Annotated in this window: 14 protein-coding genes, 2 rRNA genes and 1 pseudogene; 10 read left to right on the forward strand and 7 right to left on the reverse strand. The window is 56.4% G+C overall.

Translation table 11 applies throughout. The features are described 5' to 3' along the window. Window positions 1-20: 20 nt before the first annotated feature. The 3 genes from BHE81_RS00005 to BHE81_RS00015 all read left to right on the forward strand — a co-directional run bounded on the left by BHE81_RS00005 (window position 21) and on the right by BHE81_RS00015 (window position 4210). Window positions 21-2922 (forward strand): 23S ribosomal RNA (locus tag BHE81_RS00005). A gap of 96 nt (window positions 2923-3018) precedes the next feature. After that, window positions 3019-3134 (forward strand): 5S ribosomal RNA (gene rrf / locus BHE81_RS00010). Between the two features lie 758 nt (window positions 3135-3892). Then, window positions 3893-4210: a hypothetical protein gene (locus BHE81_RS00015; protein WP_002887322.1), complete on the forward strand. Its 318-nt coding sequence runs from the start codon at window positions 3893-3895 to the stop codon at window positions 4208-4210. A gap of 40 nt (window positions 4211-4250) precedes the next feature. Here the strand turns inward: BHE81_RS00015 and BHE81_RS00020 are convergent, their stop codons facing one another. From BHE81_RS00020 to trpS, 4 genes are all read right to left on the reverse strand, one after another. Continuing rightward, window positions 4251-5375 (reverse strand): ABC transporter permease, encoded by a 1125-nt coding sequence (locus BHE81_RS00020; protein WP_023343053.1) that lies wholly within the window; start codon window positions 5373-5375, stop codon window positions 4251-4253. Beyond that, complete coding sequence (gene rbbA / locus BHE81_RS00025) at window positions 5375-8119, reverse strand: ribosome-associated ATPase/putative transporter RbbA (protein ID WP_023343054.1); 2745 nt, start codon at window positions 8117-8119, stop codon at window positions 5375-5377. Before rbbA ends, BHE81_RS00020 begins: the two co-directional genes overlap by 1 nt. Beyond that, entirely contained in the window at window positions 8116-9183 is a 1068-nt protein-coding gene (locus tag BHE81_RS00030; RefSeq protein ID WP_023343055.1) for an HlyD family secretion protein, read from the reverse strand. Before BHE81_RS00030 ends, rbbA begins: the two co-directional genes overlap by 4 nt. Window positions 9184-9489: 306 nt before the next feature. Continuing rightward, the gene (gene trpS / locus BHE81_RS00035) at window positions 9490-10497 is read right to left on the reverse strand and encodes a tryptophan--tRNA ligase (RefSeq protein WP_023343056.1); all 1008 of its coding nucleotides are present in this window, start codon (window positions 10495-10497) and stop codon (window positions 9490-9492) included. A 503-nt stretch (window positions 10498-11000) separates the two neighbouring features. Between trpS and BHE81_RS00040 the strand changes: the two genes are divergently transcribed. From BHE81_RS00040 to BHE81_RS00055, 4 genes are read left to right on the forward strand one after another with little or no spacing between them, the layout of a single operon-like run. Continuing rightward, window positions 11001-11984, forward strand: a complete 984-nt coding sequence (locus tag BHE81_RS00040) for an autoinducer 2 ABC transporter substrate-binding protein (RefSeq protein WP_002887349.1) — start codon at window positions 11001-11003, stop codon at window positions 11982-11984. A 50-nt stretch (window positions 11985-12034) separates the two neighbouring features. Continuing rightward, a complete protein-coding gene (locus tag BHE81_RS00045) occupies window positions 12035-13519 on the forward strand; it encodes a sugar ABC transporter ATP-binding protein (protein WP_016946160.1) in 1485 nt (494 codons plus the stop codon). Continuing rightward, complete coding sequence (locus BHE81_RS00050) at window positions 13512-14483, forward strand: ABC transporter permease (RefSeq protein WP_023343057.1); 972 nt, start codon at window positions 13512-13514, stop codon at window positions 14481-14483. Before BHE81_RS00045 ends, BHE81_RS00050 begins: the two co-directional genes overlap by 8 nt. Then, window positions 14480-15436 carry an ABC transporter permease gene (locus BHE81_RS00055; protein ID WP_002887352.1) on the forward strand — a complete coding sequence of 319 codons (957 nt, stop codon included), beginning with the start codon at window positions 14480-14482 and terminating at the stop codon, window positions 15434-15436. The genes BHE81_RS00050 and BHE81_RS00055 overlap by 4 nt, the downstream gene beginning before the upstream one ends. A gap of 36 nt (window positions 15437-15472) precedes the next feature. On the opposite strand, the gene BHE81_RS00060 is transcribed toward BHE81_RS00055, so the two are convergent. Further along, the gene (locus tag BHE81_RS00060) at window positions 15473-16255 is read right to left on the reverse strand and encodes an NAD(P)H-dependent oxidoreductase (protein ID WP_004177550.1); all 783 of its coding nucleotides are present in this window, start codon (window positions 16253-16255) and stop codon (window positions 15473-15475) included. An 86-nt stretch (window positions 16256-16341) separates the two neighbouring features. Between BHE81_RS00060 and BHE81_RS00065 the strand changes: the two genes are divergently transcribed. Further along, complete coding sequence (locus BHE81_RS00065) at window positions 16342-17250, forward strand: LysR family transcriptional regulator (protein ID WP_149888777.1); 909 nt, start codon at window positions 16342-16344, stop codon at window positions 17248-17250. Then, on the forward strand, window positions 17244-17663 hold the full coding sequence (locus BHE81_RS00070) for a fosfomycin resistance glutathione transferase FosA10 (protein ID WP_004214174.1): 420 nt from the start codon (window positions 17244-17246) through the stop codon (window positions 17661-17663). Before BHE81_RS00065 ends, BHE81_RS00070 begins: the two co-directional genes overlap by 7 nt. A gap of 142 nt (window positions 17664-17805) precedes the next feature. On the opposite strand, the pseudogene BHE81_RS28515 reads toward BHE81_RS00070, so the two are convergent. Beyond that, window positions 17806-18080, reverse strand: a pseudogene (locus BHE81_RS28515) (restriction endonuclease subunit R); the annotation flags it as partial. Between the two features lie 227 nt (window positions 18081-18307). On the opposite strand from BHE81_RS28515, the gene BHE81_RS00075 reads away from it, so the two are divergent. Continuing rightward, window positions 18308-19237 (forward strand): 5'-nucleotidase, encoded by a 930-nt coding sequence (locus BHE81_RS00075; RefSeq protein ID WP_023343058.1) that lies wholly within the window; start codon window positions 18308-18310, stop codon window positions 19235-19237. Between the two features lie 76 nt (window positions 19238-19313). On the opposite strand, the gene BHE81_RS00080 is transcribed toward BHE81_RS00075, so the two are convergent. Then, entirely contained in the window at window positions 19314-20726 is a 1413-nt protein-coding gene (locus BHE81_RS00080; protein ID WP_002887384.1) for a PLP-dependent aminotransferase family protein, read from the reverse strand. Window positions 20727-20777 lie beyond the last annotated feature (51 nt).

The raw sequence follows: 20777 nt of genomic DNA on the forward strand, positions 1-20777 counted from the left end.
GAAACATCTTCGGGTTGTGAGGTTAAGCGACTAAGCGTACACGGTGGATGCCCTGGCAGTCAGAGGCGATGAAGGACGTGCTAATCTGCGAAAAGCGTCGGTAAGGTGATATGAACCGTTATAACCGGCGATGTCCGAATGGGGAAACCCAGTGTGATTCGTCACACTATCGTTAACTGAATACATAGGTTAACGAGGCGAACCGGGGGAACTGAAACATCTAAGTACCCCGAGGAAAAGAAATCAACCGAGATTCCCCCAGTAGCGGCGAGCGAACGGGGAGCAGCCCAGAGTCTGAATCAGCTTGTGTGTTAGTGGAACGGTCTGGAAAGTCCGACGGTACAGGGTGATAGTCCCGTACACCAAAATGCACAGGTTGTGAACTCGAAGAGTAGGGCGGGACACGTGGTATCCTGTCTGAATATGGGGGGACCATCCTCCAAGGCTAAATACTCCTGACTGACCGATAGTGAACCAGTACCGTGAGGGAAAGGCGAAAAGAACCCCGGCGAGGGGAGTGAAAAAGAACCTGAAACCGTGTACGTACAAGCAGTGGGAGCACCTTCGGGTGTGACTGCGTACCTTTTGTATAATGGGTCAGCGACTTATATTCTGTAGCAAGGTTAACCGTATAGGGGAGCCGCAGGGAAACCGAGTCTTAACTGGGCGTTAAGTTGCAGGGTATAGACCCGAAACCCGGTGATCTAGCCATGGGCAGGTTGAAGGTTGGGTAACACTAACTGGAGGACCGAACCGACTAATGTTGAAAAATTAGCGGATGACTTGTGGCTGGGGGTGAAAGGCCAATCAAACCGGGAGATAGCTGGTTCTCCCCGAAAGCTATTTAGGTAGCGCCTCGTGAATTCATCTTCGGGGGTAGAGCACTGTTTCGGCTAGGGGGTCATCCCGACTTACCAACCCGATGCAAACTACGAATACCGAAGAATGTTATCACGGGAGACACACGGCGGGTGCTAACGTCCGTCGTGAAGAGGGAAACAACCCAGACCGCCAGCTAAGGTCCCAAAGTCATGGTTAAGTGGGAAACGATGTGGGAAGGCACAGACAGCCAGGATGTTGGCTTAGAAGCAGCCATCATTTAAAGAAAGCGTAATAGCTCACTGGTCGAGTCGGCCTGCGCGGAAGATGTAACGGGGCTAAACCATGCACCGAAGCTGCGGCAGCGACACTATGTGTTGTTGGGTAGGGGAGCGTTCTGTAAGCCTGCGAAGGTGTGCTGTGAGGCATGCTGGAGGTATCAGAAGTGCGAATGCTGACATAAGTAACGATAAAGCGGGTGAAAAGCCCGCTCGCCGGAAGACCAAGGGTTCCTGTCCAACGTTAATCGGGGCAGGGTGAGTCGACCCCTAAGGCGAGGCCGAAAGGCGTAGTCGATGGGAAACAGGTTAATATTCCTGTACTTGGTGTTACTGCGAAGGGGGGACGGAGAAGGCTATGTTAGCCGGGCGACGGTTGTCCCGGTTTAAGCATGTAGGCTGGTTGTCCAGGCAAATCCGGATAATCAAGGCTGAGGTGTGATGACGAGGCACTACGGTGCTGAAGTAACAAATGCCCTGCTTCCAGGAAAAGCCTCTAAGCATCAGGTAACATCAAATCGTACCCCAAACCGACACAGGTGGTCAGGTAGAGAATACCAAGGCGCTTGAGAGAACTCGGGTGAAGGAACTAGGCAAAATGGTGCCGTAACTTCGGGAGAAGGCACGCTGGTGTGTAGGTGAAGTCCCTGCGGATGGAGCTGAGACCAGTCGAAGATACCAGCTGGCTGCAACTGTTTATTAAAAACACAGCACTGTGCAAACACGAAAGTGGACGTATACGGTGTGACGCCTGCCCGGTGCCGGAAGGTTAATTGATGGGGTTATCCGTAAGGAGAAGCTCTTGATCGAAGCCCCGGTAAACGGCGGCCGTAACTATAACGGTCCTAAGGTAGCGAAATTCCTTGTCGGGTAAGTTCCGACCTGCACGAATGGCGTAATGATGGCCAGGCTGTCTCCACCCGAGACTCAGTGAAATTGAACTCGCTGTGAAGATGCAGTGTACCCGCGGCAAGACGGAAAGACCCCGTGAACCTTTACTATAGCTTGACACTGAACATTGAGCCTTGATGTGTAGGATAGGTGGGAGGCTTTGAAGCGTGGACGCCAGTCTGCGTGGAGCCAACCTTGAAATACCACCCTTTAATGTTTGATGTTCTAACGTTGGCCCCTTACCGGGGTTGCGGACAGTGTCTGGTGGGTAGTTTGACTGGGGCGGTCTCCTCCCAAAGCGTAACGGAGGAGCACGAAGGTTAGCTAATCCTGGTCGGACATCAGGAGGTTAGTGCAATGGCATAAGCTAGCTTGACTGCGAGCGTGACGGCGCGAGCAGGTGCGAAAGCAGGTCATAGTGATCCGGTGGTTCTGAATGGAAGGGCCATCGCTCAACGGATAAAAGGTACTCCGGGGATAACAGGCTGATACCGCCCAAGAGTTCATATCGACGGCGGTGTTTGGCACCTCGATGTCGGCTCATCACATCCTGGGGCTGAAGTAGGTCCCAAGGGTATGGCTGTTCGCCATTTAAAGTGGTACGCGAGCTGGGTTTAGAACGTCGTGAGACAGTTCGGTCCCTATCTGCCGTGGGCGCTGGAGAATTGAGGGGGGCTGCTCCTAGTACGAGAGGACCGGAGTGGACGCATCACTGGTGTTCGGGTTGTCATGCCAATGGCACTGCCCGGTAGCTAAATGCGGAAGAGATAAGTGCTGAAAGCATCTAAGCACGAAACTTGCCCCGAGATGAGTTCTCCCTGAGACTTTAAGTCTCCTGAAGGAACGTTGAAGACGACGACGTTGATAGGCCGGGTGTGTAAGCGCAGCGATGCGTTGAGCTAACCGGTACTAATGAACCGTGAGGCTTAACCTTACAACGCCGAAGATGTTTTGGCGGATTGAGAGAATTTTCAGCTCTGATACAGATTAATCGATACGTTGGTGAGACGTGTTGATAAAACAGAATTTGCCTGGCGGCACTAGCGCGGTGGTCCCACCTGACCCCATGCCGAACTCAGAAGTGAAACGCCGTAGCGCCGATGGTAGTGTGGGGTCTCCCCATGTGAGAGTAGGGAACTGCCAGGCATCAAATAAAGCAGAAAGCCCGGTCGAAAGACCGGGCTTTTTGTTTTATCTGTTGTTTGTCGGTGAGCGCTCTCCAGAGTAGGACAAATCCGCCGGGAGCGGATTTGAACGTTGCGCAGCAACGGCCCGGAGGGTGGCGGGCAGGACGCCCGCCATAAACTGCCAGGCATCAAACAAGTGAAGAGCCCATCCTGCCGGATGGGCTTTTTGCGTTTCTGTCGTCCGGCCAGCGTGCCGGTATGTCTCCCCGGTGGCGCTGCGCTTACCGGGGCTACGGATCCGACACGGGGCTACGTCCCTGTGGCCGGACAAAGTGCGCAGCACCGCCTTTATTGCTTCGCAAAATAGCGTGACGAATGCTTGTGGCATGGTCAACCGGATAGTGAATTTACCGGATGATACAAGTCGGAAAATAATTATCAGCAGCTACGATTAATATTATTTCTTTATTTCAGCGCCATTATATTGTGTCCCGGTAAAATAATGATACGGCCTCTTCCTCCCACAAAATAACGCGTTTACGCTTCAGAAAAAATATTTCCGTGACTGGATACTTCGCTTCTGGATGTATTGTAGCGAACGGTATGCTTCCTCCCTGCTTTTGTCTAAATGAGCTTTATCATTAACACTTTGTTAACTTGATCTGGTTTATATGGCAGCAAATTTGATATACAAAGGGGGATGATTGCCTGTATGGATGCTGCCCGAAATACCTTGCGAGACATATGCAGGTTCTCGGCTGGCAAATGAGAATAGAAATGAAAATCCTGCTTAACTGGTCGCCATTGCGCCAGCTCTTCACTTACATTCAGGAGCGCTTTACCTTTCTGGTGCTGCTCTGCTGGCCAGCGATTATCTGGTTGTTCTGCCGGGTCGGCGTGTGGCTCACCGATAACGTTTATGAACTGCTGGGAAAATCACCCGCCCAGTCGTTCACCGTCTACCTGCAGCCGTTTATGACCCCCGGCACGCTGCTGCGCATCTCCATCAGCTGGGTGGTGTTGCTGTTCATTCTCTTCAGTATGGCGATGGCCTTCACCTGGGGTTTACGTCGCTTTATGAATCGCCATAAATAAACCATTCGGCCGCCGTAAGTCGACGGCCCTTCTTAAGCCTTTATGCCATCTCACCGATAGTCTTACGAAAACGCAGCAACGCGATAGTAAAGAACACTCCGCCGATAGCCAGCAAGGTTAAGAACTGCGGCCAGACGATGGCGAAGCTGGCGCCTCGATACAATATCGCCTGCGCCAGGCTGACGAAGTGGGTGGTCGGCATGGTCAACATAATATCCTGTACCAGCTGCGGCATACTTTCTCGCGGCGTGGATCCGCCGGAGAGCATCTGCAGCGGAAGTAAGACCAGGATCATCAGCAGCCCCAGCTGCGGCATCGAGCGGGCGAGGGTGCCCATAAAAATGCCGATCGAGGTAGTGGCGAACAGGCTGAGCGCCACCCCCAGCATAAACAGGGTAATCGACCCTTCAATGGGTACCTGCAAAATCCCCTGCACCATCAGCACCAGCGACAGCCCGGACACCACCAGCACCACCAGACCCATCGACCAGATCTTGGCCAGCATAATTTCAAACGGCGTGACCGGCATCACCAGCAGATGCTCAATGGTGCCATGTTCTCGCTCGCGGATCAGCGCCGAACCGGTGAGGACAATGGCCAGCATGGTGATATTGTTGATGATCGCCATCACCGCGCCAAAGCGCTCCTGCTCAAGGTTAGGATTAAAACGCATCCTGACCGCCAGCTCTACCGGCAGCACGCTGTTATCCCGATAGCGGGCGATAAAACTGTTTACTTCGCCGGTGATAATATTCTGGATGTAACCGTTGCCGGTAAAGGCCTGACTCATGCGCGTGGCGTCGACGTTGACCTGGATTTCCGGCTGCCGACCGGCCAGTATATCGCGCTGGAAGTTAGGCGGGATGTTGATGGCGAACGTGTAGCGCCCGGCATCCAGCCCGGCGTCCATCTCATCAGCGGTGATCAGCTCCGGCTCAAGAAACCAGGGACGGTAAAAAGCGTTAATAATGCGTGAGGAGAGCTGTGATTTATCCATATCAGCAACCGCGATCGGCGCCAGGTGCAGCGAACCGGGCATCACCGTGGCCGAGGAGTACACCGACACGGTAAACGCAAACACGATCAGCGCCAGCATCGCTTTATCACCGAGCAGGCTGCGCAGCTCTTTGACGCCAAGATTATAAATATTGCGTAATCCGCGCATCATCCCTCCTGTTTCTTCAGCAGCAGCACGCTCAACCCGAGCACCAGCGGCACCGCAATCAGTAGCGGAATGAATGAGCCCCACAAATCGCTAATATTCAGCGCTTTCGAAAAGGTCCCGCGGGCGATAGTCAGGAAGTGGCTGGTCGGGTAGATTTGCCCAATCCAGCGCCCGGGACCTTCCAGCGAGGCCACCGGATCGATCATTCCGGAAAACTGGGTTGCCGGGATCAGCGTAATAATCGCGGTACCGAAAATAGCGGCGATTTGGCTCTTCATAAAGGTTGAGATCAGCAGCCCCAGACCAGTGGCGATGGTGACATACAGCAGCGCCGCCAGGGTCAGCGTCAGGAAACTCCCCTTATGCGCGACGCCAAAGACAAAGACCGACAGCGCGCACAGCAGGAAGAAGTTAAACATCCCCAGTACGATGTAAGGCAGCTGCTTGCCGAGCAGGAACTCGCTACGGGTGGTCGGCGTCACGTACAAGTTGATAATCGACCCGAGCTCTTTCTCACGTACTACGCTCAGGGCGCTGAGCATCGCCGGGATCATCATCAGCAGCAGCGGGATCACCGCCGGGACGATGGCCGGCAGGCTCTTCACGTCTGGATTGTAGCGATAGCGGGTCTCGATGGAGATGAGCGAGGTATCGCGCTGCGGGCTGCTCTGCCGGCCGGCCATCTCCTGCAGCCAGGCCAGATGCATCGCCTGTACGTAGCCGCGCACGGTTTCCGCGCGGTTGGGCATCGCGCCGTCCACCCACACGCCGATTTGCACCGGCGTGCCGCGGGCGATATCGCGACCAAAGTTCGGCGGGATCTCTATCGCCACCGCCAGCTCGCCGTCGCGCATCCGGCGGTCCAGTTCGTCATAGCTGTGCAGCGGCGCCTGTTCGATAAAGTAGCGTGAGCCAGCGAGATTCTGCGACCAGCCCTGGCTGCTGAGGGTTTGATCGCGGTCGAGGACGGCAAAGCGCAGATCCTCAACGTCCATGCTGATCCCATACCCCATGATAAACATCAGGATCACCGTCCCCAGCAGCGCCAGCGTCGATCGTACCGGATCGCGGCGCAGCTCCAGCGCCTCGCGGCGGCTATAGCTAAACAGCCGGCGAAGACTGAAGGCCTGCCGTGGAGCCGTATGTCCGGAATGCGATGCCACAGCAGACGTGGGTTCTTCTGGTACTGGAGAGGACGGCTGGGCCTCTTTAAGCCAGGCGATAAACGCCTCTTCCAGGCTGTTTGAACCGCGCTGCTCGACCAGCGCCTGCGGCGTATCGCTGGCCAGCACTTTGCCGGCGTGCATCAGGGAGATACGATCGCAGCGTTCCGCCTCATTCATAAAGTGGGTGGAGATAAAAATGGTCACCTGATCCTGCCGCGCGAGGTCTACCATCAGCTGCCAGAACATATCCCGCGCCACCGGGTCGACGCCGGAGGTCGGCTCGTCGAGGATCAGCATCTCCGGGCGATGGATGACCGCCACCGCTAACGACAGGCGCTGACGGATCCCCAGCGGCAGATCGGCGGGAAGCGCGTCTTCAACCTCGGTCAGCATAAAGCGCTCGCACATTTCCGCCACCCGGCCGGGGATTTCGCCGTCCGGAATATGGAACAGGCGGGCGTGCAGCTCGAGGTTTTGCCGGACGGTCAGTTCGCTATAGAGCGAGAAGGCCTGCGACATATAGCCCACCCGCTGGCGGGTGGCGATATCCTTCGGGTCGACCGGCTGGCCGAACAGCCAGGCTTCACCTTCGCTGGCGGGCAGCAGGCCGGTGAGCATCTTCATGGTGGTGGATTTGCCGCAGCCGTTGGAGCCGAGGAAGCCGAAGATTTCACCGCGGGCGATGCGGAAATTAACGTGGTCGACGGCAACAAAGTTGCCGAAGCGCATGGTCAGGCCGCGCGCTTCGATGGCGATCTCTTCCTCACGGCTGTCGCGCGATGGGATAACTACCGCCCTATGCGCCTGACGCTGTGCTTCTGGCAGCAGGGCGATAAACGCCTGCTCCAGGGTCTGGCTGCCGGTCTGGGCTTTGAGCTCTGCGGCGCTGCCGGTCGCCAGCACCTCGCCGGCGTTCATCGCCACCAGCCAGTCAAATCGCTCGGCCTCTTCCATGTAGGCGGTGGCCACCAGCACGCTCATCGCCGGCTGGCGCTGGCGAATACTGTCGATAAGCTCCCAGAACTGCGCCCGGGAGAGGGGATCGACGCCGGTGGTCGGTTCATCAAGGATCAGCAACTGCGGATCGTGGATCAGCGCGCAGCACAGGCCGAGCTTTTGCTTCATCCCACCGGAGAGTTTTCCGGCGGGGCGATCGCGAAACGGCGCCAGCCCGGTACTCTGCAGCAGCTCGTTGATGCGCAGTTCGCGCTCGGCTTTATCGTGGCCGAACAGGCGGGCGAAGAAGTCGACGTTTTCATACACCGAGAGAGTGTGATAGAGGTTTTTCCCCAGCCCCTGCGGCATCCACGCGATTTTCGGACACACCTCGCGGCGGTGATGCACATCGCGCATATCGCCGCCAAGCACCATCACGTTCCCCTGCTCGATGATCCGCGCCCCGGCGATCAGCGAAAGCAGGCTCGATTTGCCGACGCCGTCCGGGCCAATCAGGCCAACCATACGCCGTGCCGGGATCGCCAGACTGATATCGCGCAGCGCGATGGTGGCGCCAAACTGCTGACCAACGTGTTCCAGCAGGGCGACGGGGGGCGAGGTATCCTGCGGCGTTAGTTTCATTGCGGCAACCTCACCGCCAGGGCTTCAGGCCAGGGTTGTTGTTTATCCAGCCGTACGTAAGCCATACCGGGCAGGCCGGTTTTGACATACTCCAGGTGCTGCGCCAGCAGCTCCGGCGGGATACGCGCTTTGACGCGGAACATTAGCTTAAGGCGCTCGTCGCTGGTCTCGACCGTTTTCGGCGTGAACTGGGCGACGCTGGCGACAAAGCTGATATTGGCCGGGATCACCAGATCCGGCGCGGCATCAAGGACCAAGCGCGCTTCGCTGCCGAGCGCCAGCAGACCTGCCTGTTCGGTGGGCAGAAAGAAGGTCATATAGACATCGGCGAGATCGACCATGTTCAGTACCCGGCCACCGGCGGCCAGGACTTCGCCTGGCTCAGCGACGCGATACTGAATGCGGCCGTTGCGAGGGGCTTTCAGCTCGCTATCGTCAATATCGGCGAGGATCCGCCGCTCGGTCGCCTGGGCGGCTTCGACGCGGGTTTGCGCCTGAATAATGCTGGTGCGGGCAGCTTCGATGGCGGCGCGGGCGGCGGAGACCTGGGCTTTCGCCGATTCCAGCGCCGCGCGGGCGCTCTCTGCGGCCGCGCGATCGTCATCCAGCTGCTGGGCGGAGACGGCGCCACGCTGGGAGAGGGTGTTGGAGCGAACATGGCGTTTCGCCGTGGAATCCAGCTCCGCCTGGCGCTGCTTCACTACCGCTTCGCTGGCGCGCATTTCACTTTGTCGCTGATCGAGCAAGGCTCTGGCGGCCAGGACCGCGCTTTCCGCTTCCTTGATTTGCGCGGCGGCTTCAAGACGCTGCTCGTTCAGTACCCGGGTATCCATTCTCGCCAGCACCTCTCCCTGGTGCACGAACTGACCCTCTTTGACCAGAATGGTGTCGATACGCCCGGCGATTTTACTGGCAATATCGACTTCGGTGGCTTCGATTCGGCCGTTGCTGCTGGCAAACCCCGCCGGGAGTCCCGGCGGGCGCAGCAGCCACCATGCGGCGGCGGCGAGCACCACCAGTAAGCCGACAAAATACCCTGCCCAACGTTTCTTTATTTTGTCCATACGCGACTCGCTTGATTCCCTGTGCTGAGTGGTGCGCGTGTTTCCTCCGGCGGGCGGAGCGTCCTTCTTGCAAAGGACGAAAAAGTGGAGGGAGGGCCGCTGACGCCGCGCTCTGCCGCGCCGATGCGCAGCCGCTCGCTGGGCTACTTATGTGGTCATCATCAGCGATCCTGGCCTTAATCAAACACGCATAGTGAGAGCTACCGTTAACGCGATAGTAACAGCCGGGGCGATATTGTCCATACGAAAGACAGGGTCTTGTCGGCGTGTTAACAAAATTATCCGCACAGGGAGTATTTCACCATCTCAGAACAGCACCGGCAGACCCAGCCCACGCTTCACCTCATGCAGCGTCTGCTGTGTGAGGTGGTGGGCGCGTTCGCTGCCCTGGCGCAGCAGATCCAGCAGCATCCCTTTATCCTGAATAAAAGTGGCCCTGCGTTCGCGGATCGGCGCCAGTAGCGTCTGCAAGCAGGTCTCCAGCTCATTCTTACACTGGCGATCGCCCAGCCCGCCGCGCTGATAGTGGGCTTTCATCTCTGCCACCCGCGCCTTATCGCTGTGGAATGCATCGAGATAGGTAAACACCACGTTGCCCTCGACATGCCCCGGATCGCTGACTCTCAGGTGCGTCGGGTCGGTATACATCGCGCTGACCGCGTGGTGGATCTCCTCCTCTGTGGCCGATAACGTCAGCGTATTGCCCAGCGATTTCGACATTTTGGCGTTGCCATCGACGCCCGGCAGGCGACTCACTTCGCTGAGTAGCGCCTTGCAGTGGCGCAGCACCGGCTCGCCGGTGAGGCTATTCATCTTGTGGACGATCTCGTTGGTCTGCTCAATCATCGGTAGCTGATCGTCGCCCACCGGCACCAGTTCGGCCTTGAACGCGGTGATATCGGCCGCCTGGCTAATCGGATAGGCAAGAAAACCCACCGGCAGCGAGCGGGCGAATCCCTTCTGGGCAATCTCATTTTTGACCGTCGGATTACGTTCTACGCGGGCGACGGTGACGATATTCATATACAGCGCGCTGAGCTCCGCCAGCGCCGGCAGGGCGGACTGCAGGCAAATAGTGGTGAGCCTGGGGTCGATGCCGACGGCCAGATAATCGGCCATGACTTCGAGGATATGGTGGCTGATTTTTTGCGGATTGCTGCCGTTGTCCGTGAGCCCTTGCAGGTCGGCGATCAGGATAAATTGCTGGTGGTTATGCTGCAGCGCGACGCGCTGGCGCAGCGAGCCGACGTAGTGGCCAAGATGAAGTTGGCCGGTCGGGCGGTCGCCAGTGAGGATGGTTTGTGGATGGTTCATCAGGGACTCCTTATCAGACTGTTCAGCCGAAAGACGTCCTGAAAACACCAAAGCCGCCTTCCGGCGGCTTTGAAAATGGAAACGTGTATCGTGCCGCCTGTTATGCAGGCAGCCACCAACGGCGGGGATAGGTAACGATAACGTTTCTGTTCATAGGGAGTATCCTGCCACGGAAGGGGCTGGAGGCGCAATCAAAAATCACATACTTTTCCTGATGTTATTTATGTGATTGTTTTTCGGTAAATAACGAAGCGGGAAAAATATATTTTTCTGCGACCCGAACATTATTCTGGAACAACAAACTATGTTGCATTTTTTTTGTGAAAAAGCTCACGCCACAGGATTATAGTATTATTATCCATGTTTATAGCTGGATATTACCTGTCTGCTGTTACAGCTTGTGTTTATTCTCTTCTAAATTATTAACATTATTACAATTTCTATCTATTTTTCCGCTTTGCGTCATACCCCTGTCTGACTACAACGTATTGAGGCTAATTATTATGCATAAACGTCTGGTCGTTAATATTTTTTCATCCTTGCTGTTGGGGGCTGCGCTTATTTCCGCGCCGGTATATGCGGCGGAAAAAACCGTAGTCAATATTTCAAAAGTGGACGGCATGCCATGGTTTAACCGGATGGGTGAAGGGGTAGTCCAGGCCGGGAAAGAGTTTAACCTCAACGCCTCCCAGGTAGGGCCGTCCAGCACCGATGCGCCGCAGCAGGTGAAAATTATTGAGGACCTGATTGCACGTAAAGTGGATGCCATCACTATCGTGCCTAACGATGCCAACGTGCTGGAGCCGGTATTCAAAAAAGCCCGTGACGCCGGCATCGTGGTGCTGACCAACGAATCGCCCGGGCAGCCGAGCGCCAACTGGGATGTGGAGATCATCGATAACGAGAAGTTCGCTGCTGAATACGTGGAGCATATGGCCAAGCGGATGGGTGGCAAAGGCGGCTACGTTATCTATGTCGGTAGCCTTACGGTACCGCAGCACAACCTGTGGGCCGATCTGCTGGTGAAATACCAAAAAGAACATTACCCGGACATGCATGAAGTCACCCGCCGAATGCCGGTGGCGGAAAGTGTTGATGATTCCCGCCGTACCACGCTCGATCTGATGAAAACTTATCCGGATCTGAAAGCGGTGGTCTCTTTTGGTTCGAATGGCCCGATTGGCGCGGGGCGCGCGGTGAAAGAGAAGCGTGCGAAAAATAAAGTCGCGGTCTACGGGATGATGATCCCCTCGCAGGCGGCTTCTCTTATTAAGAGCGGCGATATTACCGAAGGGATCACCTACGATCCGGCGACAGCCGGCTATGCCCTCGCGGCCGTCGCCAGCACCCTGCTGAACGGCAAAACCATTGAGCCGGGATTTGAACTGAAAGAGCTCGGTAAAGCGGAAGTCGATAGCGACAAGCATATTATCCGCTTCCATAAAGTGCTGCTGGTAAATAAAGACAATATTGATTCGCTCTACTAATCCACCTTCCGGGGCGCCTGCCGCCCCGGCTTAACCAGCCAGGGGATGCTATGGAACCTTTCCTTTCCCTTCGACACGTCAGCAAAACCTTCCACGCCAACCGCGCGCTCAATGATATCAGCATCGACTTTATGCCCGGAGAAGTGCACTGCCTGGCCGGGCAGAATGGTTGCGGGAAGTCGACGTTGATCAAAATTATCTCTGGCGTCTATCGCCCGGATGAGGGCGCAGCGATGACGCTGGGCGGCAAGACGTGGCCAAAACTGACGCCAGCGGCCTCTGTCGCCCATGGGATCCAGGTGATTTATCAGGATCTGTCGCTGTTTCCCAATCTCAGCGTGTGGGAGAACATTGCTATAAACCACTATCATCGCGGCGTGCTGGTGAGGCGCAGCGAACTGCGACGCAGTGCGGAGCAGGCGATGCGCAGTATTAACGTCTCGCTGCCGCTGGATGCCGCCGTGGAATCGCTCTCCATCGCTCGCTGTCAGCTGGTGGCTATCTGCCGCGCGCTGGCGCAGGATGCCCGGCTTATCATTATGGATGAACCCACGGCCTCATTGACCCATCAGGAAGTGGAGGGACTATTGCATGTGGTGCGCCAGCTGCGTGAGAGGGGGATCTGCATCGTCTTCGTAAGCCACCGTCTGGAAGAGGTCATGGCCGTATCGGACCGCATCAGCGTGCTGAAGGATGGCAATCTGGTCGGCACCATGCCGGCGGCAGAGGTAACCACCCGCCGGCTCGGTTTTCTGATGACGGGCCAGGAGTTTGACTATCAGGTGCGCGATCTGTGGCAGGGGCAGGGCAGTACGCCGGTGCTGGAGGTGCGCAATCTCAGCCGCAAGGGGGAATATCATAACGTCTCCCTGAAGGTCGAAGCCGGAGAAGTGGTGTCGATAGTCGGCCTGTTGGGCGCCGGGCGAACAGAGCTGTGCCTGAGCCTTTTCGGCATGACCCGCCCTGACAGCGGCGAGATCCTGATAAATGGCCAGCCGGTGCGGTTGCGTAGCAATCAGGACGCTATCCGCCACGGTATCGGCTATGTCTCCGAGGACCGTATGTCGCGCGGCCTGGTGATGAGTCAGTCGATTGAAAACAACATTATCAGCACCGTGTTTCATAAAGTGAAAGGCGCTTGCGGACTATTGAGTGATAGTAAAGCTCAGCAGCTGGTCGCAAGAATGGTCAACGCGTTGACCATTAAGGCGCCGGATACGCATCTGCCGGTGAATACCCTCTCCGGTGGTAATGCCCAGCGCGTTTCTATCGCCAAATGGCTGGCGATCTCTCCTAAGCTGCTGATCCTCGATAGCCCAACCGTGGGGGTGGATATCGCAAACAAAGCCGGGATCTATCATATCATCAGCGATTTGGCTGCCCATGGTATCGCCGTGCTGATGATTTGCGACGAGATCGAAGAGGCGTGGTACCAGAGTCATCGCATCCTGGTGATGAAGCAGGGCGAGTTGACCCATAGCTTCCTGCCGGACAGCAGTACCCAGCAGCAGATAGCGGAGGTGGTCAATGGATAATCTGTTGAAACGACATGAATTCTGGTTAGGCATGTTCATTATTGCGCTGTGCCTGCTGCTGGGCTGGCGCAGTGAGGAATTTTTCACTTTCGGCAATATTTACGACCTCGCTAATAACTATGCGATGCTGACCATTCTCGCCTGTGGTCTGTTCGTGGTGCTGATCGCCGGCGGGATTGATATCTCCTTCCCGGCTATGACCATTATCGCCCAGTACGGCATGGTGGTGATGCTGCAAAAAGTAGGCGGCAACTTCGCGGTGGCTTTTGTGCTTGCCGGCGGCATCGGCGTGCTGCTGGGGCTGGTGAACGCGCTGTTGGTTAATCGTCTGCGGGTCCCCTCGATCATTATCACCATTTCTACGCTCAACATTTTCTACGGTTTGCTGCTGTGGTTAAGCAAAGGTGTCTGGCTCTACGACTTCCCTCCGTGGTTTGAAAAGGGGGTTATGCTGTTCAAATATACCGATGCCGATGGTTACGATTACGGTCTGGGGCTGCCGCTGCTGACGATGATCGCCGTGGTGCTGTTGACCGCGTTTATCATGAATTTCACCACCGTTGGCCGCAAGATCTATGCCATGGGCGGCAACCGGGAATCCGCCAGCCGCGTCGGCTTCAGCGTGCTCCGCCTGCAGCTGTTCGTTTATGGCTATATGGGGCTAATGTCGGGGGCCGCAGGTGTCGTGCAGGCGTGGACAGTGATGACCGTTGCGCCGGATTCACTGCTGGGCTATGAGCTGACGGTGCTGGCGGCGGTGGTGCTGGGCGGCACCAGCCTGATTGGCGGGCGCGGAACTCTCACCGGTACGCTGCTGGGGGTGATTTTACTGGCGGTGATGCAGAACGGCCTGAACCTGCTAGGGGTCTCCTCCTACTGGCAGACCCTGATCACTGGGGCGATCATCGTCGTCAGCATCAGCGTAACGGCATGGAGCCAGCATCAGAACCGGAGCTTGTTATGAAAAAATCGTGGCGCAACAACGTTGAGTTTTACCTGATCGGCCTGCTGCTGCTGATGGTTATCGCCTTTAGCATCGCCATGCCAAACATCTTCTGGTCTGTCAGCAATTTCCAGTCGATTGCCTCGCAAATGCCGGTGCTGGGGATCCTGGCGCTGGCGATGGCCATGACTATGCTTTGCGGCGGCATTAATTTGTCAATTATCGCGACGGCTAACGCCTGCTCGCTGGTGATGGCCTGGGTGGCGACGAGCTATCCGCCTGGGGGCGCTACCGCGCTGGCGACGCTGCTGGCCGGCGGAGGGGCGGCGATGATCATTGGCCTGTGCAACGGGATATTGATCGCCGGGATCCGCGTTTCGCCGATCCTGGCTACCCTTGGCATGATGACCCTGCTCAAAGGGATAAATATTCTGATCACCGGCGGCAGCGCCATCGCTAACTATCCGCAGTGGGTGCTGTGGCTGAATCACGCCCAGTGGTTCGGTATTCCGCTGCCAATGTGGCTTTTTGCGGTGGTGGCGGCCGGGCTGTGGGTGCTGCTGGAGAAAAGCCCGCTGGGTCGGGCGATCATGTTGATCGGATCCAACGAACGGGCGACCCATTATTCCGGGATCAATACCCGGCGGGTGTTGATGTGGGTATATGTCATCTCGGCCCTGCTCTGCGCGGTGGCTGCGTTTCTGATGATGTCGAAGCTGAACTCAGCCAAAGCATCTTATGGGGAATCGTATTTGCTGGTGTCGATCCTCGCGGCGGTGCTTGGCGGCGTGAATCCGGATGGCGGTAGTGGGCGCATCGTTGGGATGGTGCTCGCGCTGTTCCTGCTGCAGATTATTGAGAGTGGGTTCAATATCCTCGGTATCAGCCCCTATTTGACGATGGCGCTGTGGGGCGTATTGCTGCTGTGCTTTATCCAGGCGCGAGGCATGCTGGGACTGGAGAGAGCCGGGTAAATGACCCGTCCTCGGGGGCGAAGACGGGATAGCCAGTTATTCGCTACGCAAATGCACCGCCAGGCCGCTTTGCCCCGGCGCCAGCTCCGGGCGCAGCGTCAGCGACGGGATCAGATAATCGCCATGATTCTGCCGGCGGAATGGAATGGGCTCGGTTTGCCACAGCGTGTCCAGCCGCTCGGCCAGGGCGGCGCACTGATCGGCGAACTGCCCGGCATCGGTTTTATCCGTGCGGTAGAACACTAGCGGGGGAAGCACCTCAAAGCCGGGATAGAACAGCATACCGTGCTGAATGGGGAACAGGATGTCGTCGATGGGGCCATTGATCCCGCGCGGTGAATAGTGTTCTGCCCAGCCGCCGGCGGTGACGATCAGCATCGCCCGTTTGCCGACGAAAGTGCCTTCCCCGTAGCGATCGCCCCAGTGGCGGTCGCTGTGCTCGCCGACGCCATAGGCAAAGCCCCAGGCGTACACCCGGTCGATCCAGCCCTTCATGATGGCGGGCATCGAGAACCACCATAGCGGGAACTGGAAAATCACTGTATCGGCCCACAGCAGCTTTTCCTGCTCGGCTACGATATCCGCACTTTGGGTGCCCTGGGCAAAGGCCTGTTTGGAATCGAGGGTCGGCCGCCAGAACTCGCCGACCGGCGGCGCGCCGCTGTCGTCGGCGTCATACCCGGCCTTCCAGCGCATGGCATAGAGATCAGAAACCTGCACTTCATGCCCGGCCTGCTGCAGATGGCGAATGGCGAAATTTTTCAGCGCGCCATTGAGCGAGCGCGGTTCCGGATGGGCGTAAATCAGCAGTACTTTCATAATATCACCTCTGGCGTATGGAGAGCTGCAGAGTAGGAAAGCTGACGCTATAGTAGAAATTAATTACTTAAATTCCCGGTATAGTCGTGATTAATTTACAGCGTCTGGATCTCAATCTGTTGCGCACCCTGGATGTGCTGCTTAGCGAAAACAACGTTACCCGGGCGGCGCAGCGGCTGAATCTGTCGCAGCCCTCGGTGAGTATTCAGCTCGCCAGGCTGCGGGAGATTTTCGCCGATCCGCTGCTGATGCCGGGCCCGCGCGGCATGCAGCCCACCGCCCGCGCCGATGAGCTTCGTCAGCCGTTGCGCGCTGCGTTAGCCGCGCTGGAGCAGGCGGTGGCGCCGGTCAGCCCTTTTGATCCGGCCACGGCGGCGGAGACCTGGCGGGTGGCGGCGACGGACTATATGGCCTCGGCGATCCTCCTGCCGATGCTGGCTGGGTTACGCCAGGCCTCTCCCGGCAGTCGGCTGGCGGTATTCGAACTGCAGCCGGCGCGGCTGGAGCAGCAGGCGGCCAGCGATACAGTAGATCTTTTCTTTCATACCCGCGAGGGCGCGCCGCCGGGGCTGCATCAGCGCCTGCTGTTTCGCGAACGCTACGTGCTGGCTGGCCGGGCGGAACATTCGGCGCTGCGGCCTGGGCTTAGCCTGGAAACGTTCTGTCAGCTGGAGCACGTGATCGTCTCCCCGGACGGGGGCGGCTTCAGCGCGGCGACCGATATCGCGCTGGCGAACCTCGGATTGATGCGGCGGGTTGTCCTTTCCGTGCCACATTTCCTGTTTATGCTGGAGACCCTGCGCAATAGCGATCTGGTGGCGGTCCTGCCGGAGCGGCTGGGGCGCGGGCAGAGCGGGCTGGTGGTCGTCGAGCCGCCGCTGGCGGTCGCCGGCTTTGAGATGCTGATGCTGTGGCACGAGCGCTGGCACCGCGACCCGGCGCATCAATGGCTGCGTCAGTTCATTGTGAATTCACTGGAGGAACAGACATGCTGAGTGGACTGAATCACCTGACCCTGGCAGTCAGCCAGCTGGCGCCGAGCGTGGCGTTTTATCAGCAGCTGCTGGGCATGACGCTGCACGCCCGCTGGGACAGTGGGGCCTATCTCTCCTGCGGCGATTTGTGGCTGTGCCTGTCGCTGGATCCGCAGCGGCGCGTTACTCCGCCGGAAGAGAGCGACTACACCCATTATGCGTTTAGTATTAGCGAAGCCGATTTTGCTAGCTTCGCCGCCCGCCTTGAGGCTGCCGGCGTGGCGATCTGGAAGCTGAACCGTAGCGAAGGTGCCTCGCACTATTTCCTCGATCCCGATGGCCATAAGCTGGAGCTGCACGTCGGCAGTCTTGCCCAGCGGCTGGCCGCCTGCCGCGAACAGCCGTATAAGGGGATGGTGTTTTTTGCTGAGTGACAGGGGGCTCTCGGTGCTATGGCGTTGTGGAAGAAAGTCTCCTGTGTTACCTTTCCTACGAGGCAGGATCTACTTGTGGCTGGCATATTTTGTATTGGTAGACGTCAGTGCAAAATATGTTTTACGTGAAGCTCGCCAATGCCGCTGTGGCATCGTGAAAAATATAACCTTCGCCGTTGGTGGCGCAGACGAAAGGAACGTTCAGCAGACGTGTGTACTCATACCTCTACTACGTATTCTTTGCCGATTTCATGTTTATTGGTGTTGGCTTAAATAACCACCAGAGGAGTGCCTGCCTTGTGATACAGCACTATATCCCCCGGATTTTACCGGTCTCCGCTCCACTATCTTACCGCGCACGATGGCTTTGCCGTCCCGAAGTATGACCTCTTGGCAGATTTTCGTCGTGTTGTTCCAGTCACCGGGTATTCTCGATAGAACCGGATGACTCTGATTCTACATAAAAAATAGCTAATACGAGCCGCTTTAGACGATGCAGATCAGAATATATGTTGATTTTGATGAACTATACATCTAACGACATTTAGCGTTATATTAGTGAAATAAGAATAGCTTACATTCTTTGCTGATATATATCTGTGTGTAATAATAAATAGTATGAATTTTATATTCGGAGGCTGGGTATGCCTTATGATTTATCGTCTCGATTGGTTATAGGTTTAGCATCAAGTGCGCTTTTTGATTTAGATGAATCAGATGAAATATTTCGAACGAAAGGTGAGGATGAGTACAGGAAATTTCAGCGTGAAAATCAAGATGTACCATTAGGGAAAGGCGTTGCATTCCCATTTATTAGGCGCCTGTTAACTTTGAATAAAATCAATAAAAGCAACCCTCCTGTTGAGGTTATTCTTTTATCGAGAAACGATCCCGATACAGGTTTGCGGGTTATGAATTCAATCGAAAGCCATAATTTAGGTATAACACGAGCTGTTTTCCTGCAAGGCCGTTCGCCCCATAAATATATACCAGCATTGGATATTGAGCTATTTCTTTCCGCAAATTCTCAAGATGTGAATCAGGCCGTTATGGCTGGGTATCCGGCAGGTCAGATTCTTAAGGGGAATATTAAGGATGATGTTCAGGATCATGAACTCAGAATTGCATTCGACTTTGATGGAGTTATCGCAGATGATTCTGCGGAAGCTGTATACCAAAAAAGCCATGTGCTTGCAGATTTTCATAATTATGAAGCTCAACATGTCAATGAGACTCATAATCCCGGACCATTGAAAGATTTTCTTCAACGTATATCTGATATTCAGAAGATGGAAGAGGAATTAGAGAGAGAAGATCCAGCGTATAGACGTATTCTTCGCATTTCAATTGTAACGGCGAGAAACGCGCCTTCACACAAGAGAATGATCAATACGATGAGAGCGTGGGGGATCAATGTTAATGAAGCATTCTTTATGGGCGGGGTAGAAAAGAACAAAATCCTTGAAATTATGCAGCCACATATGTTCTTTGATGATCAGCGTCTCCATCTTGAACCTTCAGCATCTGTTTTACCTTCTGTGCATATACCATTTGGTGTGACGAATAAAAGATAATGGTGTAATTAAAATATAAGGCCCCGATATTTTGGGGCATATATGATATATTACTTGCTGCTTTTAGTTAAAATAATCACTCCATCGCCACCTTCACCGCTTCTCCCAGCTTCACCATCACCGCTTTATGTTTCTCGGTCGGCGGCAGGGCGCAGTTGATCCTGACGCAGTTGCGATACTTGCCCGCTGCCGAAAACAGCGAGCCCGGCGCGACCTGGATCTTCAGCCGGCACAGCTGCTTGGCGACGCAGACCATATCTACCTGCTCCGGGAGCTCAACCCACAGCATAAAACCGCCCTTCGGCCGGGTGACGCAGATCCCGCAGGGGAAAAATTCCCGCAGCCAGCAGGTGTAGATCTCGATATTGCGCTGATAGATCTGCCGCATCCGCCGCACGTGGCGGTGGTAGTGGCCTTCGCGAATAAAATTGCAGGCCGCCAGCTGAGTGGAGGGGACGTTGGTCCCGCTGGCGGCGTACTTCATCTGTAGCAGCTTGTCGTAGTAGCGCCCGGGGGCGATCCAGCCGATACGCAGCCCGGGGGCGATGGTTTTGGTAAAGGAGCTGCAGAGCATCACCCGGCCGTCGATATCCCAGGAGTGGATCGTGCGCGGGCGCGGGTATTCGGTGGCCAGCTCGCCGTAAATATCATCCTCGAAAATAACGATATCGTAGCGTTGGGCAAGGTTCAGCACCGCGCGCTTGCGGGCGTCCGGCATGATAAAGCCCAGCGGGTTATTGCAGTTTGGCACGAGGATCACCCCTTTGATCGGCCACTGATCCAGCGCCAGCTCCAGGGCCTCGATGCTGATCCCGGTTTCCGGATCGGTGGGGATCTCAATCGTCTTTAATCCCAGCCCACGCAGCATCTGCATGGTGCCGTAGTAGCAGGGGGATTCCACGGCGATGATGTCCCCTGGCTGGCACACCGACAGCAGGGCCAGCGACAGCGCGCTGTGGCAGCCACTGGTGAGCACCAGATCGTCGGCAGTTACCACCGATCCGCCGTCGAGCATCAGGCGGGCGATCTGCTCCCGTAGCTCGCGACGCCCGGCCAGTTCGTCATAGTTCAACACCTCAGTGAGGTTGTGCTGGATAGCCCGGCTCAGTTCACGCCAGATTGGCTTCAGGCTTGGCTGCGTCACGTCCGGCGAGCCGCCGCCGAAGGGGATGATCGATTTATCGTAGCGGGCGTCAAGCATGGTCAGCACCTGATCCCACTGGGTTATCTCCACCGGGCGCTGGACCGGACGCGACATCGGCGGCACCGGCGGCTGGGCTTTGCGCGGGGCGACGAAATAGCCCGATCGCGGCTGCGGCACAATCATCTGCTGCTGCTCAAGCAGCTGATAGGCCTGCTGGACAGTGCTGATGCTGACGCCGTGCTCCTGGCTCAGGCTGCGCACCGACGGCAGCTTTTCGCCATGGCGATACAGGCCCTGTTCGATGCGTTCGGCCAGCAGCGTAGCGAGATGTTGGTAGCGGGTCATGCTGTATCCTTAATTGCCGCCATACAGATGGAATAACCAGTACAGATGGGC

Origin of the sequence: Klebsiella sp. AqSCr (assembly GCF_008452795.1) — a bacterium.
In the GTDB taxonomy this organism is placed as follows: Bacteria; Pseudomonadota; Gammaproteobacteria; order Enterobacterales; family Enterobacteriaceae; genus Klebsiella; species Klebsiella pneumoniae.

Bases quoted from the DNA above. Each gene is read 5' to 3' on its own strand.
- BHE81_RS00015 (WP_002887322.1), top strand. From the start codon at position 3,893: ATGAAAATCCTGCTTAACTGGTCGCCATTGCGCCAGCTCTTCACTTAC.
- BHE81_RS00020 (WP_023343053.1), bottom strand. From the start codon at position 5,375: ATGCGCGGATTACGCAATATTTATAATCTTGGCGTCAAAGAGCTGCGC.
- rbbA (WP_023343054.1), bottom strand. From the start codon at position 8,119: ATGAAACTAACGCCGCAGGATACCTCGCCCCCCGTCGCCCTGCTGGAA.
- BHE81_RS00030 (WP_023343055.1), bottom strand. From the start codon at position 9,183: ATGGACAAAATAAAGAAACGTTGGGCAGGGTATTTTGTCGGCTTACTG.
- trpS (WP_023343056.1), bottom strand. From the start codon at position 10,497: ATGAACCATCCACAAACCATCCTCACTGGCGACCGCCCGACCGGCCAA.
- BHE81_RS00040 (WP_002887349.1), top strand. From the start codon at position 11,001: ATGCATAAACGTCTGGTCGTTAATATTTTTTCATCCTTGCTGTTGGGG.
- BHE81_RS00045 (WP_016946160.1), top strand. From the start codon at position 12,035: ATGGAACCTTTCCTTTCCCTTCGACACGTCAGCAAAACCTTCCACGCC.
- BHE81_RS00050 (WP_023343057.1), top strand. From the start codon at position 13,512: ATGGATAATCTGTTGAAACGACATGAATTCTGGTTAGGCATGTTCATT.
- BHE81_RS00055 (WP_002887352.1), top strand. From the start codon at position 14,480: ATGAAAAAATCGTGGCGCAACAACGTTGAGTTTTACCTGATCGGCCTG.
- BHE81_RS00060 (WP_004177550.1), bottom strand. From the start codon at position 16,255: ATGAAAGTACTGCTGATTTACGCCCATCCGGAACCGCGCTCGCTCAAT.
- BHE81_RS00070 (WP_004214174.1), top strand. From the start codon at position 17,244: ATGCTGAGTGGACTGAATCACCTGACCCTGGCAGTCAGCCAGCTGGCG.
- BHE81_RS00075 (WP_023343058.1), top strand. From the start codon at position 18,308: ATGCCTTATGATTTATCGTCTCGATTGGTTATAGGTTTAGCATCAAGT.
- BHE81_RS00080 (WP_002887384.1), bottom strand. From the start codon at position 20,726: ATGACCCGCTACCAACATCTCGCTACGCTGCTGGCCGAACGCATCGAA.